Below are 14,427 nucleotides of genomic sequence, written 5' to 3' on the forward strand. Positions count from 1 at the left end.
ACCATTTTCAGTGCAGGCGTCACTCTCGCACTATCGTCCAGCCCCGCCCCACGCCATCGGCTTGGAAAGCCGAGCGACAATGATGCGCACCCACATTTTTCAATTTACAATTGTCAATTTAACTTTTTCAATTTCTTCCACCGATATCCCCCGCCCAGCGAAGCAGGGCGCCGCCCCTTCCGCTACCGAACTCATGCCGCTTCGATCGTGGGTACGGCGATTTCGCCGAGGATCTCTTCGACGATTTTTTCCGCCGTTACTTTCCGTAACCGACTTTCGGGCCGCACGATCAAGCGGTGATTCATCACCGGTGCGACGATACGTTTCACATCATCCGGCAACACAAACGCACGGCCGCGGATCGCTGCCATCGCTTGCGAACAACGGAACAACGCGATCGTCGCGCGAGGACTGCCGCCAAGCGCCAAATCCTCGTGCAATCGTGTTTGATGCACGATCTGCAGCAGGTATTGCCGGACGCGAGGATCCACATGGATCTTCTTGATCTCCTGTTGTGCCTGCACCAACTCTTCGGCCGCCGCTACCGCGGTCAATCCGTCCACCGGATGCGCCCCTTGCAGCAACTCTAACATTCGAAACTCTTCGTCCATCGAAGGGTAGCCGAGCGAGAATCGCATCATGAATCGGTCTAGCTGCGCTTCGGGCAGCGGAAAGGTCCCCTCGTGATCGACGGGGTTCTGAGTCGCGATGACCAAGAACGGCGGCTTCAGCGGATGCGTCCGCCCGTCCACCGTCACACACGATTCCGCCATCGCTTCCAACAGCGACGCTTGCGTTCGAGGTGTCGCCCGGTTGATTTCGTCCGCCAACAGAATCTGAGTGAAAACGGGGCCAGGGCGAAACTCGAACTCGGCCGTCTTCTGGTTAAAGATCGAAGTGCCGGTGACGTCCGATGGCAGCAGGTCGGGTGTACACTGGACCCGCTTGAAATTGCAGCCCACGCTGCGTGCCAAGGCCCGAGCCAGCATGGTTTTGGCGACCCCCGGCACGTCCTCTAACAGAATATGGCCTCCGCTGAGCCAAGCCACCAGCGACAACACACATTGTTTGCGTTTGCCCACAATCGCCAGCTCGACGTTGCCGATGATCCGTTTAGCCAGTTCGCCCACCGCTGCCGCCGCGGCAGGCGACGTATCCGAGCGGGTCGATGGAGTCGTCACAGGTGGTTTTGGCGGAGAAGGACTCACAAGCAGCCTATTCAGAACGACGCAAAGGGAAGCCGCCAGCGGATTAAAATGGCACCGGCATCAAAGTTGCTAAGCTATAATAGTGTACCGGCTGGCTGCCCGTTTGGCAGTGCCCCGTTGGCGTGTGGCCGGCAAGGGTTTGAAGCCGGCAAGCTTGTAGAGCGAGGGATCGTGCAAGCGGAGGATGTTGTGATGATGATTGTGCCCAACCTGCTCGTAACCGATGACGACTCGGCATTCCGACGTGTCGTTTGTGAGGGGCTCACGCGCCGCGGATTCCAAGTCAGCGAAGCGAGTGACGGCGACGAAGCCCTGCAGGTGATCCGCACACGACGCGTCCATTTGGCCCTATTGGACGTGCACATGCCTCGCGTGACCGGGCTCGATTTATTGCGTCAGCTGGTCGACACCCCCGACCGCCCGGCTTGCGTGTTGATGTCGGCCGAATTGGACGAGCAGATCCGCCGCGAAGCCGAATCGATGCAAGCCTATCAAGTGCTCAGCAAGCCAATTCGGCTAAACCAGTTATGCGACGTCGTCGTCGGAGCCCTGATCGACATCTACGGCTGGACCCCCAGCAAACCCCGCTAAGCCCCCGCCCGTAGCGAGACTCGCGAACGGCTTGTTGATTTAGTGAAGTTTCCTGCGGCAAGGGATGTACGATGGACTTCCTAGTCCGTCGAAAGTTTCGGCACCATTGTCGACCAGCTTTCCAAGCTGGAACCGCGACCGATGTCACCCGCCCGGCGAAGACGGGAGGGTCGGAAAACGAGCCTTCAGCGAGTTTTCCGGGGAGGGCAACGCGGCAGCTAAATCGAACCTTCTATCTCTAACACCCCGAGGCCCCACCCAGAGCTTGCTCCGCTCGCTCTGACCTCCCCAAAACAAGTTTCGGGGCGGTTAAACGCAGTACCGGCATCACGCGTCCGTAGCGAAACTCGCGAAGAGTTTCGGCACTATTGTCGGCCAGCTTTCCAAGCTGGAACCGCGACCGATATCACCAATTTCAGTGCAGGCGTCTCTCTCGCACTATCGTCCAAACCCGACGCACGCAATCGGCTTGGAAAGCCGAGCGACAATGCACGCACTCCCATTTTTCAATTTACAATTGTCAATTTAACTTTTTCAATCTCTTCCACCGATATCACCCGCCCGGCGCAGCGGGGAGGGTCGGAAAACGAGCCACAGCGAGTTTTCCGGGGAGGGCAACGTGGCAGCTAAATCGCCCCCTCCACCTCGAACACCCCGAGGCCCCACCCAGAGCTTGCCCCGCTCGCTCTGACCTCCCCAAAACAAGTTTCGAGGAGGTAAAACACTACCGATGTCACCCGCCCGGCGCAGCGGGGAGGGTCGGAAAACGAGCCACAGCGAGTTTTCCGGGGAGGGCAACGCGGCAGCTAAATCGAACCTTCCACCTCGAACACCCCGAGGCCCCACCCAGAGCTTGCTCCGCTCGCTCTGACCTCCCCAAAACAAGTTTCGAGGAGGTAAAGCACAATACCGGCGTCACGCGTCCGACGAAGCGGGGGCACAGGCAGCCCACCAGGCAGCGTGTAGACCCCGGCCGCTTACGCGTCACGGCTCATTAAACCAACGGCTCATCGAAAGTCTTGACGACTTCCGCTACGGCGGCTGCGCGCGCTTACATGCTCTTGGCGGCGTAGACTTCGGCGTACTCGATTGCCCAGGAGTCGATTAGACGTAGAAAATCGACCTCGTTGACTTCCGCGATCGTGACGAAGTGATTGCGATTGAATAGCTCGCGGTTCATCACCGTCCCCTTGCCCTTCAACTCCAGCACATTCAAGTCGCTGTAGGGGCGAATCATCATCTCCAAACGACTGTATTGGTTGCTTCGCTTGCCCGCTTCGATCCGTAGATCGTCGCGGTAACACGCGGCACCCCAGCCGTTTTCGCCAAACAACGCCTCGGTCCGGAACCCCGGGAAATGATCGGCAACACGATGCACCGCCTTTTCGATATGTTCCGACAGCGACAACCGATACGACGTATGCAACCGCCGCAGCTCTTCCGCCGACATCTCCTGCTGTCGCTCGGCCGACGCTTTGCGTTCCGCTCGCTGCTTCCCACGCTGAATCGCTGACTCGAGTCGCTCGTTAAAATCGTCGCTCATCTAATCAGACCGATGTGTCCGTGGAGGTGGAGGTGGGGTCGTCGCCAGCAGCGGTCGATGATACTTCCGCCGACTCCGCTTTGACCGTTTCCGATTTCGCTGCCTCGGGTTTGGCAGTTTCCGACTTCGCGGTTTCCGCAGCGGGTTCGCTACTTTTCTCGCCGCCAGCCGACGCAGTCACTTCCTTCGGCTCGGCAGCCGCCGATGCTTCCGGCTTCGCTTCTGCCTTTTCCTTCTTCGGCTTCACTTCCTTCGCCGGCTCGCCTTTGTCTTTGGAGACAAACTGCAGCAAATCGCCAAACGAACGCAACGGCTCATCGCCCTTCAGCATCGCATCGCTAATCGGTTCAACCGGCTTGCTGCTGACAACCCGGTACGTTTCGGCCTGCTTGCCACGTCCGCCGCCGCGATTGTCGCGACCACGGTGATCGCGTCCGCGACCGCCATCGCGACCGCCGCGTTGTCCACCGCCGCTTCCCGCACCCGCCTTGCCGCGGCCACCGCGGTTATCCGGACGGCCACCCTTGGCAGCCGGTCCGCCGCCAGGCCCCGAGTCGCTGCGACGCGCACCACCACCGCCACCGCCGCGGTTTGCACCGCCACGATTCTGCGATGGCTGTCCGCGATGAGGCCGATCGCTGCGTTGACGACGTAGTTCTTCGAGTTCGATTTCACGCTCAGGCGAAATCGCGCTCAACGCGACCCGACGACGCTTGGTATCGATTCCGGTCACCCAAGTCGTGATCACGTCACCCACTTGAATCGCCTCGTGCAAATCTTCGACAAACTGCTCCGAAACACGGCTGACGTGGATCAATCCACTGCAATCGGGTGCCAGTTCGACGAACACGCCAAACGGCATCACTCCGACCACCACACCAATCACTTGGTCGCCAGGCTTCAGCGTCTTCAAGTTCGGCATCGACGTCAAAACGGCGTTCGAAGCCCCATCAGCAACATCGCTATCGCCAAACGGGTCGCACAACCAACTGACCAATTGGCGAGCTCGGCGGGCACCGATCTGCCATTCCTTGATGCACTTGTCGATCTTGGCCTTTTCAGGTCGCGGCCGAACCACTCGCATCGAAACCGCAGCCTCTTCGGCTGGCTTCGCCGCGTCGGTCGCTGCTGGAGTTTCGGCTTGTTCGCCTTCAGACTGGCCACCGTCGGTCAAGGCCGCTTCCGGTTCGGAAGCTTCCGCAGCGGATGACTCGGCATCCGCCGTTTCCGATGCCGCGGACGCTTCGCCCGCCGACTCTGCTTCCGCCTTGTTTTCAGCGTCACTCGCCGCTGGCGATTCGGTTGCCGCCGCGTCGCTGCCGGCGTCTGCCGCGTCCAGTTCTGCGGTCAAGCCAAACGGTTTCTCCTCGGTCGTATCTTCACTTGGCGATTCCTCGCTCGCTTCGACCGGCTCGACAGCATCGCTCAACTTCGGCAACGCGTCTTCGTCAAAATTCGGAGTCTCGTAGCCAGGCGGTGTCGCCGGAGGCAATTCGATCTCGAGCGCCGTCGCCAACTTTTTCGCCAGCGGGTAATCCTCGGGGTGAATCAACGTGCCATCAAGCGTTTCGTCGCTGCCAAACACCCGCAAAAACGGCAGTGCTTGACGCGTCGAGGCTTGGTCTCCCCATGCATCAAGCTCTTCGATTTGCTCACGTGACTTGAACAACTCTTGGCGTCGAGCCGCATCCAGTGCGTCGGCAACTTGTGGCGTTACGCCAGGCAATCGGCACAACCACGATGTCGGTGCCGCGTTAGCATCCACACCGCCGCGGGACGCACCGCTGACCATCACGTCATCCAGCACCTCCATCAACGCTTGGTCCGACAGCTCGCGCTGGAACGAACCCAATCGCAACTTCAGCGGATCGACCTTGGCGATTGCACCAGCAGGCTGCAGCACCGAAAATGCCACCCAAGCGGCACTGCGGAATCGACGTGGCGTCGTTCGCATCTCTTGGTCGGCAACTTGGCTGCCCGCATAGGTATCGGCACCACTACGGTCGGCCAACGTCCAGCGGATCGAATTTTCAGGCGATTGTTTGACCAATTCGCTGACCGCCACCAAACAACCTCGGCGAGCCGGGCCGTTGCTGATCACGATCAAATCCACGTGATGAGCGTGAATCAGTTCGCCCATTCGCAATACCGCTTGCGAACGCATGCCAGCGGACAATTGGCAAGGCAAATCTTCGCAGTGCAGCAAACGCCCATCGCTTGCCACGATCGCAGTAGCTGCGGTGCGAGGTCCGACCGCATCGATCGACATCACCACTTTGGCTTCGACGCCGCTGCGATTGACTTGCATTCGCAGATGGTCCGCCGCGATGCCCAGCAATCGAGTGGACGCACGCTCTTGCAGTTCATCCCACCACGCCGCTTCGGCCGCGCCGCGGATGTCCGCTTCGTTCTCAATCAGAATGCTTCGCAGCATGTCGGCCAAACGCGGATTGATTCGCTCGGCAGTGCTCTGCAGCTCGGCAACCAAACGGTTCGCATCGTACTCGAACGAGCAGTTTGCGACCTGGCTGCGAAGAGCGCGAGCCAGCATCACGGTTTGGAACGAACTGAGCTTGTTGGTCGGAATTCGCTTGCCTTCCAGCGGCTTCAATACGCTCATCAACCAACGACGACGACGTTGTCGAGGCGACACTTTCTTTTGTTTCTTAGCCGGAGCCGGCTCGGACTTCTTCTCGGCCTTGGGCTCACTGCCCTTCGCCTCAGCTGGCTTGTCGCCGCTCGCCGCAGCCTCTTCGCCGCTCTTCGCTGGCTCCGTTACGGCGGGCTCGGTTGCGGGAGCCTCGGTCGTCGCAGATGCATCCGCCGCAGCGGTAGCTTCGCCTGCTGCGGAACCTGCGGACTCGGGTGCCGCGGTTTCAGCTGGTGCAGTGTCCGTGCTCGCTGCTGTCGCTTCGCCGCTGCTGGCCTCAGCCGCAGGGGATTCCGTAGCCACTGGCTCAGTCGCAGCGTTCTCGGTCGCGGCAGGTTTGTCCGACGTTGTCGCCGCGGCGGGATCCGCTGCGGTTTCGCTCGTTGCCGCCGGCGGTTCGGCCTTGGCGGTCTCGCCATCGGCAGTCGTTTCCGCCGCGACTTTTTCTTCAGCCGCCTTTTCCTCGGACGCTTTTTCCTCGGCGACCTTGGTCAGCGCCGCTTCGTCCTTGGTCGCTGATTTGGCGTCAACCGACTTGGTGCTCTTTGCTTTCTTGGACTTCGTCGACCCTGGCTTGGCCGCATTGCCAGCCGCGTCGTCGTCATCGTGATCGGCACTGGAGTGGGGATCATGGATTTCGATGACGTGGATTTTGGCATTTTTGCCCAGCCACTGGACGGCCGCATTGATCATCCGCGGATCGCCAGCCAACCGGCCAGCCAACGATTTTTCCAGCTTCGCACTGGCTTCGTTGGCATCGTCGATCGTTTCCATCTGTTCGGCGATCGCGTGCAAGTCGTCGCCGTCACCCTTTTGTGGGTTCAGCACCCGGACAGCCAGCCGCGTCGCGGAATCGACCGCCTCGCTCGACTCCAGCTTGATGCGTCGGCCCAAACGCTCGAGCATCCGTTTCGAATTGGCTTTTTCGATCGCCCGCCCCAGTGCGGGGTCGGCAATCGGGGTTGCCCGCCAGCTTTCGAGCAACTCGGCGCGGCGCGCGGCCAGTTGACGGTCCGCCTGCAGCGCTTCGGCGAGCGCCCACAAGCTGGCCTCGTCCAAACCACCCAATTCATCACGCCGATACCGCGCCAAAAATGGCGGCGAGTATCCTTGTTCAATCAGGGGCAACGCAATTCGTAAACTTGATTCTTCGCAACGCCCGCGACGGGCAATTGCTTCTAGATCGACAGTCATCGCAAGTCGGTCTCATTCATCGGTACGCCCGAACTCAGCCAACGCATCCCGGAAAAACGACTCCCAGGACACCTAACTTCACGTCGAAACGATACCTTCAATTTTGGAAGCCAGCAGTTTTGGGTGTTTCACAGCGGCTCTGCTGGAGTTTCAATCAACAGGTCCACCAAAGTAGACCCGCCGCGGAGGGCGAAGATAGCGCCGAACAGCGGAAATGTCAACCTACGAGCCGCCCGCCAAATTTGCTAGCCGATCAGGTTTCCGAAGTTTCGCCCCTGCAACCGGTAAGGAAGGCAGGGGAGGGGGGAGGGGGAGGGGGAGACAAGGAGACAAGGAGACAAGGAGACAAGGAGACAAGGAGACAAGGAGACAAGGAGACAAGGAGACAAGGAGTGAGGAGACCGGGACGCAGCGAAACTCGTCAACGGCTTGTTGTTTTAGTCGTACGATAGACTTCCTAGTCCGTCGAGTCCACCATTGACGGACTAGGAAGTCCATCCTACACCCCTTGCCGCAGGAACCTTCACTAAATCAACAAGCCGCCAAGAGTTTCGTTCCGTGCTGGAGTGACCGCGACGTTAGCCGTGTTGGCCAACGCTGTGAAGAATCGAGAAACGGCAAATGACGGCATTTGCGATCCGTAGCTATGCTCGCCAGAGCGTGGATCGCTGCCGGCCAATACGAATCACCACCTTCTGGCGAAGGCAGCTACAAGAAAATGCTTCCCGGCGTGGCGTTTTTGGCATACGCCACCCTTCGCCGACATCCGCTACCACGCCGAGTTTTCCCGGGGAGGGCTTCGTGGCTGCGGGAACCCGCGTGGGATCGACAGCTCGGCCAGGCTGGCAGCCTGGACTACAATTTCTGCGAAGTATCCGCCGCTTCGGGGGCTCTTAGATTATGAACGCCACTGTCCGGTTTCTGTTTCTTTGGCCGCCGTGCTTCTACGCAAACCGCCCCACTTCACCCCCAACCGAGCTCTCGACCGATGAGTCACCCCAGTAAACTGAAAAAGCCGCTGCTGTATGGCCTGATCGGCTCCGTCTTGTTTGGCGCCGTCCTGGGCATCTTCTTCGTCTTGCGGAACACCTGGAGCTGGTTTGAGGTCCAAGTGGTGATGACGACGGTCGTGATTGCCGCAGCCAGTCTGTGTGGTCTCGCCTGCGACATGACTCGCACTCCGCATGGCCGCAATTTGCTGCCCTCAGCCGGACTGATCCTGACCGGGATCGCCGCCGCGTTGCTATTGTTGGGCATCTGGACCACCAACGACTCGGAAATGTACTGGAAAACCACCACTTGCTTGTCGATCCTGGCCGTCACCACCGTCCACGTCTGCCTGCTTTCGATCGCGAAACTGGCCAGCCGATTTCGCTGGGTCTATTTCATCGGCAGCCAAATCATTTTCGGCTACTCGCTGCTATTGTGCGGCGTGATTTTGGGCGAGATCGATTCGTCCGCCGTCTGGCGACTGATCGCCGCGATGTCGATCGTCGTCGCCGCGATCAGCTTGGTGATTCCGATCTTGCACCGCATTAGCAAACTGGACCGCAGCGGCACCGCGGTGCTCGGCCCGATCGACCAACGCAACTTCGCCTCGATCGACGAAGAAATCGAGCGACTCAAAAACCGCATCGCCGAACTCGAACTGCTCAAATCCTCCAGCCTGCCGCCCAATCCGTTAACCTAAAAACCCAGCATCCCCACTGCGCCACGTCACCTGCTCGGCTTCGCCGAAAGCAAACCGAAAAGATTGAAAAGGTTAAATTGTAAATTGACAATTGAAAATTGCTGACTCCTCAGCCACGGACGTGGCGGCAGCACGCAGCGAAACTTGTCAAAAGTTTCGGCACCATTGTCGGCCAGCTTTCCAAGCTGGAACCGCGACCAAGTTCACCCGCCCGGCGAAGACGGGAGGGTCGGAAAACGAGCCCACAGCGAGTTTTCCGGGGAGGGCAACGTCGCAGCTAAAACCGACGTTCCATCAGCAAGCCGCGAAGAGTTTCGACACCACCAGTATTTTACGAAACCGACGCTAGGTGTTAGTAAACCGAAATATTGAAAAGGTTAAATTGTAAATTGCTGACACCTCAGCGACGGACGTGGCGACAGCACGTAGCGAAACTTGTCGTAGCGGAACTTGTCAAAAGTTTCGGCACATTGTCGGCCAGCTTTCTAAGCTGGAACCGCGACCAACTTCACCCGCCCGGCGAAGACGGGAGGGTCGGAAAACGAGCCCCAGCGAGTTTTCCGGGGAGGGCACCGTTGCAGCTAAATCGAACCTTCTATCTCTACCCCCCCGAAGCCCTCAGAGCTTGCTCCGTTCGCTCTGACCTCCCCAAAACAAAATTCGGGGAGGTGAAACGCTACCGGCGTCACGCGCCCGTAGCGAAACTCGCGAAGAGTTTCGGCACCATGGTCGGCCAGCTTTCCAAGCTGGAACCGCCAGCGTTGATGTCACCACTTTCAATGCAGGCGTCTCTCTCTCGCAGCGAAGTCAAATCACGCCCCACGCCATCGGCTTGGAAAGCCGAGCGACAATGCACGCACTCCCATTTTTCAATTTACAATTGTCAATTTAACTTTTTCAATCTCTTCCACCAACTTCACCCGCCCGGCGCAGCAGGGAGGGTCGGAAAACGAGCCACAGCGAGTTTTCCGGGGAGGGCACCGTTGCAGTGGAGACCAACGCATCATCGAAAGTCTTGACGACTTCCGCTACCCATCAAACGCTACTCCATGCTGCGTCTCCATCATCCCCCGCACGCCACTCGTTGCCACAACCCGCCTCACCCGAGTCAGCAAACGCCCTTTTCGCCATCCAAACAAACTTCACGGCAAATCGCTCGCCCCAAAACGAAAACGTCTAATTCGCATTGGACTACTAAAAAAACGCTGCGAGCCATCGCGGGATGCAATACATTGAAACCGTTGATGATGATTCCAATCCAAATCGATGGGGCCGCAGGAGTGAAGCGATGAAACATTCAAGCGTGTGGCCACTTGGCTTGGGCGCCCTCTGTGTTGCGGTGCACGGCATTTTTGCTCTACACGGCGTTCCAGCCGCCGCGCAAGCCCCCGAACCAAAGTCACCTCCGGCACCGAGCGACCTGCTCTCGCTGGTGCTGATCCAGTCGGATCTGTCGGACGCGACGCAAACGATGACGATTTGCGATGCCGACGAAGACGGATTCATCGACTCAGCAGAACGCAAAAAACTGGCGTGGCGTGACGAACATGCCACGTTCGACCTGAATCACGACGGCAAACTAACGCACTTGGAAGTCGCCATCTATCTTGCGAAAAAACGCGACGCGTTGGGGATCACTCAATTCGATCGCAACAATTCCCAGGTTTTCATCAAGCGGCACGACAGCAATCGCAACGGGCAATTGGACGCCGATGAGATCGCCGCCGGCTGGCCGCCGGATCCGTCGAAGTTTGACAAAGACGCCAACGGCATCATCACGGTAATCGAAATCGCCGAGCAATTCGCCTTCAACCGCGGGCTCCGCCGCGAACTGGGGATCGAAGCGGTCGACAACATGAGTGCGATCAAGGTGATGAAGAAGTTTGATAAGGATGGCGACCAAAACCTGGACGCCAAAGAATCGGCGGCCGCCGGATTGCCGCTCGATGCCCGCGGGCACGATGACAACGGCGACGGCAAGCTGAATAACATGGAGCTGGCGCTCTTGTTTTCAAAGCATCGGCGAGAACTAGGGCTCAGTAAATCGGACGGCGTCAAAGCGAAACGGATCATCGCGATGGCCGACTACAACCAAGACGGCAAAATCAGCCAAGACGAAATGGGAGGCGACGTGTTCACCACGGACGGGCCAGCGTCCTCGCAGTACACCCGGTTTGACGCCAACGGCGACGGCACCGTCACGCTTGGGGAAGTGCAATCGTTCATTGCCAGCGAGCGAAAGCAGCTCGGGTTCAGCGACGAGCACATCGCCAACGCCCGCCGGCTGCTGTTGCGTCACGACACCGACCGATCAACGTTCATCGAAGCCGCCGAGTTGTCGTCTGACACCTCCGGCCCCGGCAAGTTGCCGGCTTCCACATTAAAAGCAGCCGACGAAAACCAAGACGGCCGCCTCTCGCTCCAAGAGCTCGCCAAGCATTTGGCGAAACAACAATAACCCGCAAACCCGTAGCGAAACTTGTCAAAAGTTTCGATCCACCATTGTCGACCAGCTTTCCAAGCTGGAACCGCCACCAAATTCACCCGCCCGGCGAAGCGGGGAGGGTCGGAAAACGAGCCCACAGCGAGTTTTCCGGGGAGGGCAACGCGGCAGCTAAAACCGACGTTCCATCAACAAACGTGTCAAGCGTTTCGAAACCCTCGACACCCCACAAAACCGGGGTGCAGGTGTTAGCAACACCGAGAACATTGAAAAGGGAAAATTGTAAATTGACAACTGAAAATTGCTGACTCCTCAGCCACGAACGTGGCGACAGTTCTCAGAGCCCCCAACCTCTCTCGCTCCGGCATCTAACCACACCCCGCGCAAACGGCTTGGAAAGCCGAGCGACAATGCACGCACTCCTATTTTTCAATTTACAATTGTCAATTTAACTTTTTCAATTTCTTCCACCAACTTCACCCGCCCAGCGAAGCGAGGGAGGGTCGGAAAACGAGCCCACAGCGAGTTTTCCGGGGAGGGCAACGCGGAAGCTAAAACCGGCGTTCCATCAACAAACGCGTCATGCGTTTCGAAACCCTCAGCACTCCACGAACACCCAGGTGCACGCATCAGCAACGCGGAGAACATTGAAAAGGGAAAATTGCTGACTCCTCAGCCACGGACGTGGCGACAGCTCTCTACGCCCCCAACCTCTCTCGCTCCGACCCCCCCCCCCCCCGCGACATCCGCTTGGAAAGCCGATGGCGTGCGATGTGATTGAACGTCGCTGCGAGATAAACGCCTGCATTGAAATTGGTGACATCGATGGTGGCGGTTCCAGCTTGGAAAGCTGGCCGACAATGTGCCGAAACTCTTGGCGAGTTTCGCTACGGGGTAGGGGAGACCGTGCCTTGCACACGATGACAGGCTGGAAGCCTATCCCACACGGTTACCCGTTGACGTTTGCTTGTGATGATATCATTTTTCTTGTGTCTTTGCGGCTCAGGTGCTTTCGCTTGCGTCTGCTAATGGTGGTGACGGGCAGGTTGATTGGGAACGCGACGTGCAGCGGGTTTTGGGACGTTGGCCACGACGCGGTTGTTGTGGCAATCGCTTCCTTCTTCGATCTCAGGAGTTCCCCCATGTCCAAGCTACGTTTCTCGGCCGCCGCGCTTTCGGTTGCGGCATTTTCGGGTCTTTCGACCGCCGCGGCGCAAACGACGCTCGACCAACCGGGCGTGCCAACCAGTCCGCCGATCGTTCAACCCGATCAGCCTGGTCAACCCACGACACTGCCAAGCCAGATCACCGATCAGCCAGCGGGATCGCAAAACGATCAAAGCAATCAAAGCGATCGCTATGAAGCACGCCGCGTCACAACAAATTCGCAGCAACAACAAGGCCCCACGGTCACGCAAGCCTTGGTGCAAAAATTGATCAAGGCCAACGAAGCGGAGATCGAACTTGCGAAACTGGCTCAGCAAAAGTCCGATAACCAAGAAGTCCAAAAATTCGCCCAAATGCTGATCCAAGATCACCAAGCGCTGAACCAAACGCTGCAGCAACATGCAAGAAGTTCCCAATCGGGCCAATCGCAAACACAGCAATCGACCACAGGCCAGTCGCAAACGGACCAATCACAGCCTGGGCACACCGCCCGCACGGGCAGCCAACCTGCCACTCATTCGCAAACCACCAGCGACCGGATGACCCAATGGGGCTCTCAAACCGTGCCAAAAGAGCTGTGCCAAATCGGCGAACAAGCCTACGACAATGCGCTGAAAATGACCAAAGAGATGCTGAACAACTATGAAGGCCAGGACTTCAACATGGCCTTCTTGGGTCAGCAAACCGTGGCTCACACGATGCTGTTGGCGGAACTGCAAGCGATCGAAAGCAATGGCCCGCAATCGCTGCAACCGATCGTCCAACAAGCTTCGAGCAAAGTCCAAATGCACTTGGACAAAACAAAGCAGCTGGCCAAGAAGTTCGAAGATGACCGAACCAACCCCCAATCGAACTCGCGTGACGCTTCGCGACAATAACGCGGCGGGGTAACCCGTTGGTCACGTCAATGTTCCCGTGGGGTCAGTCGCGCGGCACCGTCCATTTTCAGATAAATGGCCTAAGACGCCACGCGGCTGGCCTCGTTTTCATGAACGGCATTGGTCGGACTCGCGGACGACTTTCTCGAAGCCTGCAGCTGTGGCGCGGTCGATGGAACAGCGTTTGCGTTGGTTGATTCTGGAAAACGACCACGTAAACCTATTAAAGGAATCATCATGAGCCCCAAAATCGAAGCTCCCAAGATCGGCGACATGTACCGCTGTGCAAAATGCGAAATGGAAATCCACGTCACCAAAGGCTGTGACTGCGACGACTGCAAAACCCAATTCCTCTGCTGCGGCCAAGCGATGGAGAAAGTCACGTCGCCACCGGTCATGAACGACTAATCGAATGAGCCGTAATGCATTCGCGGCCGGACACGCGTGAGGAAGCATAAAACGCAGTGCTGCAATGCGCTGCGTTTTTTCGTAGCGGAAGCCGGCAACGGCTTGTTGATTTAGTGAAGTTTCCTGCGGCAAGGGTCGTATGATGGACTTCCTAGTCCGTCAATGGTGTACTGGACGGACTAGGAAGTCCGTCGTACGACTAAATCAACAAGCCGGTGACGTATTCCCGGCGGCAAATGGCGGCATTTGCGTTCCGTAGCTACGCTCGCCAGAGCGTGGATGGTTGCCGGCCAATACGAATCACCACCTTCTGGCGAAGGTAGCTACGGGAAAATCCTGCACTGCTTGATGGTCCATTGAGCCGCGACGCGTCAGTGGCCGGGTCCCAGGCGTCACCCATTGCCCTTCTCGGAAAACTCGCTCCCGTCTTTACCACGTGGGTGACATGGGGTGGGGATAGATTGAAAAAGTTAAATTGAAAATTGTAAATTGAAAAATGAGGGTTTGAGGCGTGCGCATTGTCGCTCGGCTTTCCAAGCCGATGGCGTGCGTCGTGGTTGGATGTTGGAGTGAGAGGATCACGTGCATCGAGAATGGGGCGTTCGACATTAGCGGTCCCAGCTTGGAAAGCTGGCCGACGATGTGCCGAAACTTT

At 58.2% G+C, this 14,427-nt stretch carries 8 protein-coding genes; 5 read left to right on the forward strand and 3 right to left on the reverse strand.

Annotation, left to right across the window (positions count from 1 at the left end; genetic code table 11):
* Positions 1–191: 191 nt before the first annotated feature.
* Positions 192–1,181, reverse strand: a complete 990-nt coding sequence (locus ABEA92_RS05195) for an AAA family ATPase (RefSeq protein ID WP_345682742.1) — start codon at positions 1,179–1,181, stop codon at positions 192–194.
* Positions 1,182–1,400: 219 nt separating this feature from the next.
* On the opposite strand from ABEA92_RS05195, the gene ABEA92_RS05200 reads away from it, so the two are divergent.
* Positions 1,401–1,799, forward strand: a complete 399-nt coding sequence (locus ABEA92_RS05200; protein ID WP_345682743.1) for a response regulator — start codon at positions 1,401–1,403, stop codon at positions 1,797–1,799.
* Positions 1,800–2,850: 1,051 nt separating this feature from the next.
* Here ABEA92_RS05200 and ABEA92_RS05205 read toward each other — a convergent pair.
* On the reverse strand, positions 2,851–3,342 hold the full coding sequence (locus ABEA92_RS05205) for a hypothetical protein (RefSeq protein WP_345682744.1): 492 nt from the start codon (positions 3,340–3,342) through the stop codon (positions 2,851–2,853).
* Between the two features lie 4 nt (positions 3,343–3,346).
* Positions 3,347–7,186: a S1 RNA-binding domain-containing protein gene (locus ABEA92_RS05210; RefSeq protein ID WP_345682745.1), complete on the reverse strand. Its 3,840-nt coding sequence runs from the start codon at positions 7,184–7,186 to the stop codon at positions 3,347–3,349.
* 988 nt (positions 7,187–8,174) lie between these two features.
* Between ABEA92_RS05210 and ABEA92_RS05215 the strand changes: the two genes are divergently transcribed.
* The 4 genes from ABEA92_RS05215 to ABEA92_RS05230 all read left to right on the forward strand — a co-directional run bounded on the left by ABEA92_RS05215 (position 8,175) and on the right by ABEA92_RS05230 (position 13,772).
* Positions 8,175–8,876, forward strand: coding sequence for a hypothetical protein (locus tag ABEA92_RS05215; protein WP_345682746.1), 702 nt, complete (start codon positions 8,175–8,177; stop codon positions 8,874–8,876).
* 1,288 nt (positions 8,877–10,164) lie between these two features.
* Entirely contained in the window at positions 10,165–11,334 is a 1,170-nt protein-coding gene (locus tag ABEA92_RS05220; protein ID WP_345682747.1) for an EF-hand domain-containing protein, read from the forward strand.
* Between the two features lie 1,127 nt (positions 11,335–12,461).
* Complete coding sequence (locus tag ABEA92_RS05225; RefSeq protein WP_345682748.1) at positions 12,462–13,364, forward strand: DUF4142 domain-containing protein; 903 nt, start codon at positions 12,462–12,464, stop codon at positions 13,362–13,364.
* 237 nt (positions 13,365–13,601) lie between these two features.
* Positions 13,602–13,772, forward strand: coding sequence for a hypothetical protein (locus tag ABEA92_RS05230; RefSeq protein ID WP_345682749.1), 171 nt, complete (start codon positions 13,602–13,604; stop codon positions 13,770–13,772).
* Positions 13,773–14,427 lie beyond the last annotated feature (655 nt).

The sequence above is a fragment of the Novipirellula caenicola genome, assembly GCF_039545035.1.
GTDB classification, from domain to species: Bacteria; Planctomycetota; Planctomycetia; order Pirellulales; family Pirellulaceae; genus Novipirellula; species Novipirellula caenicola.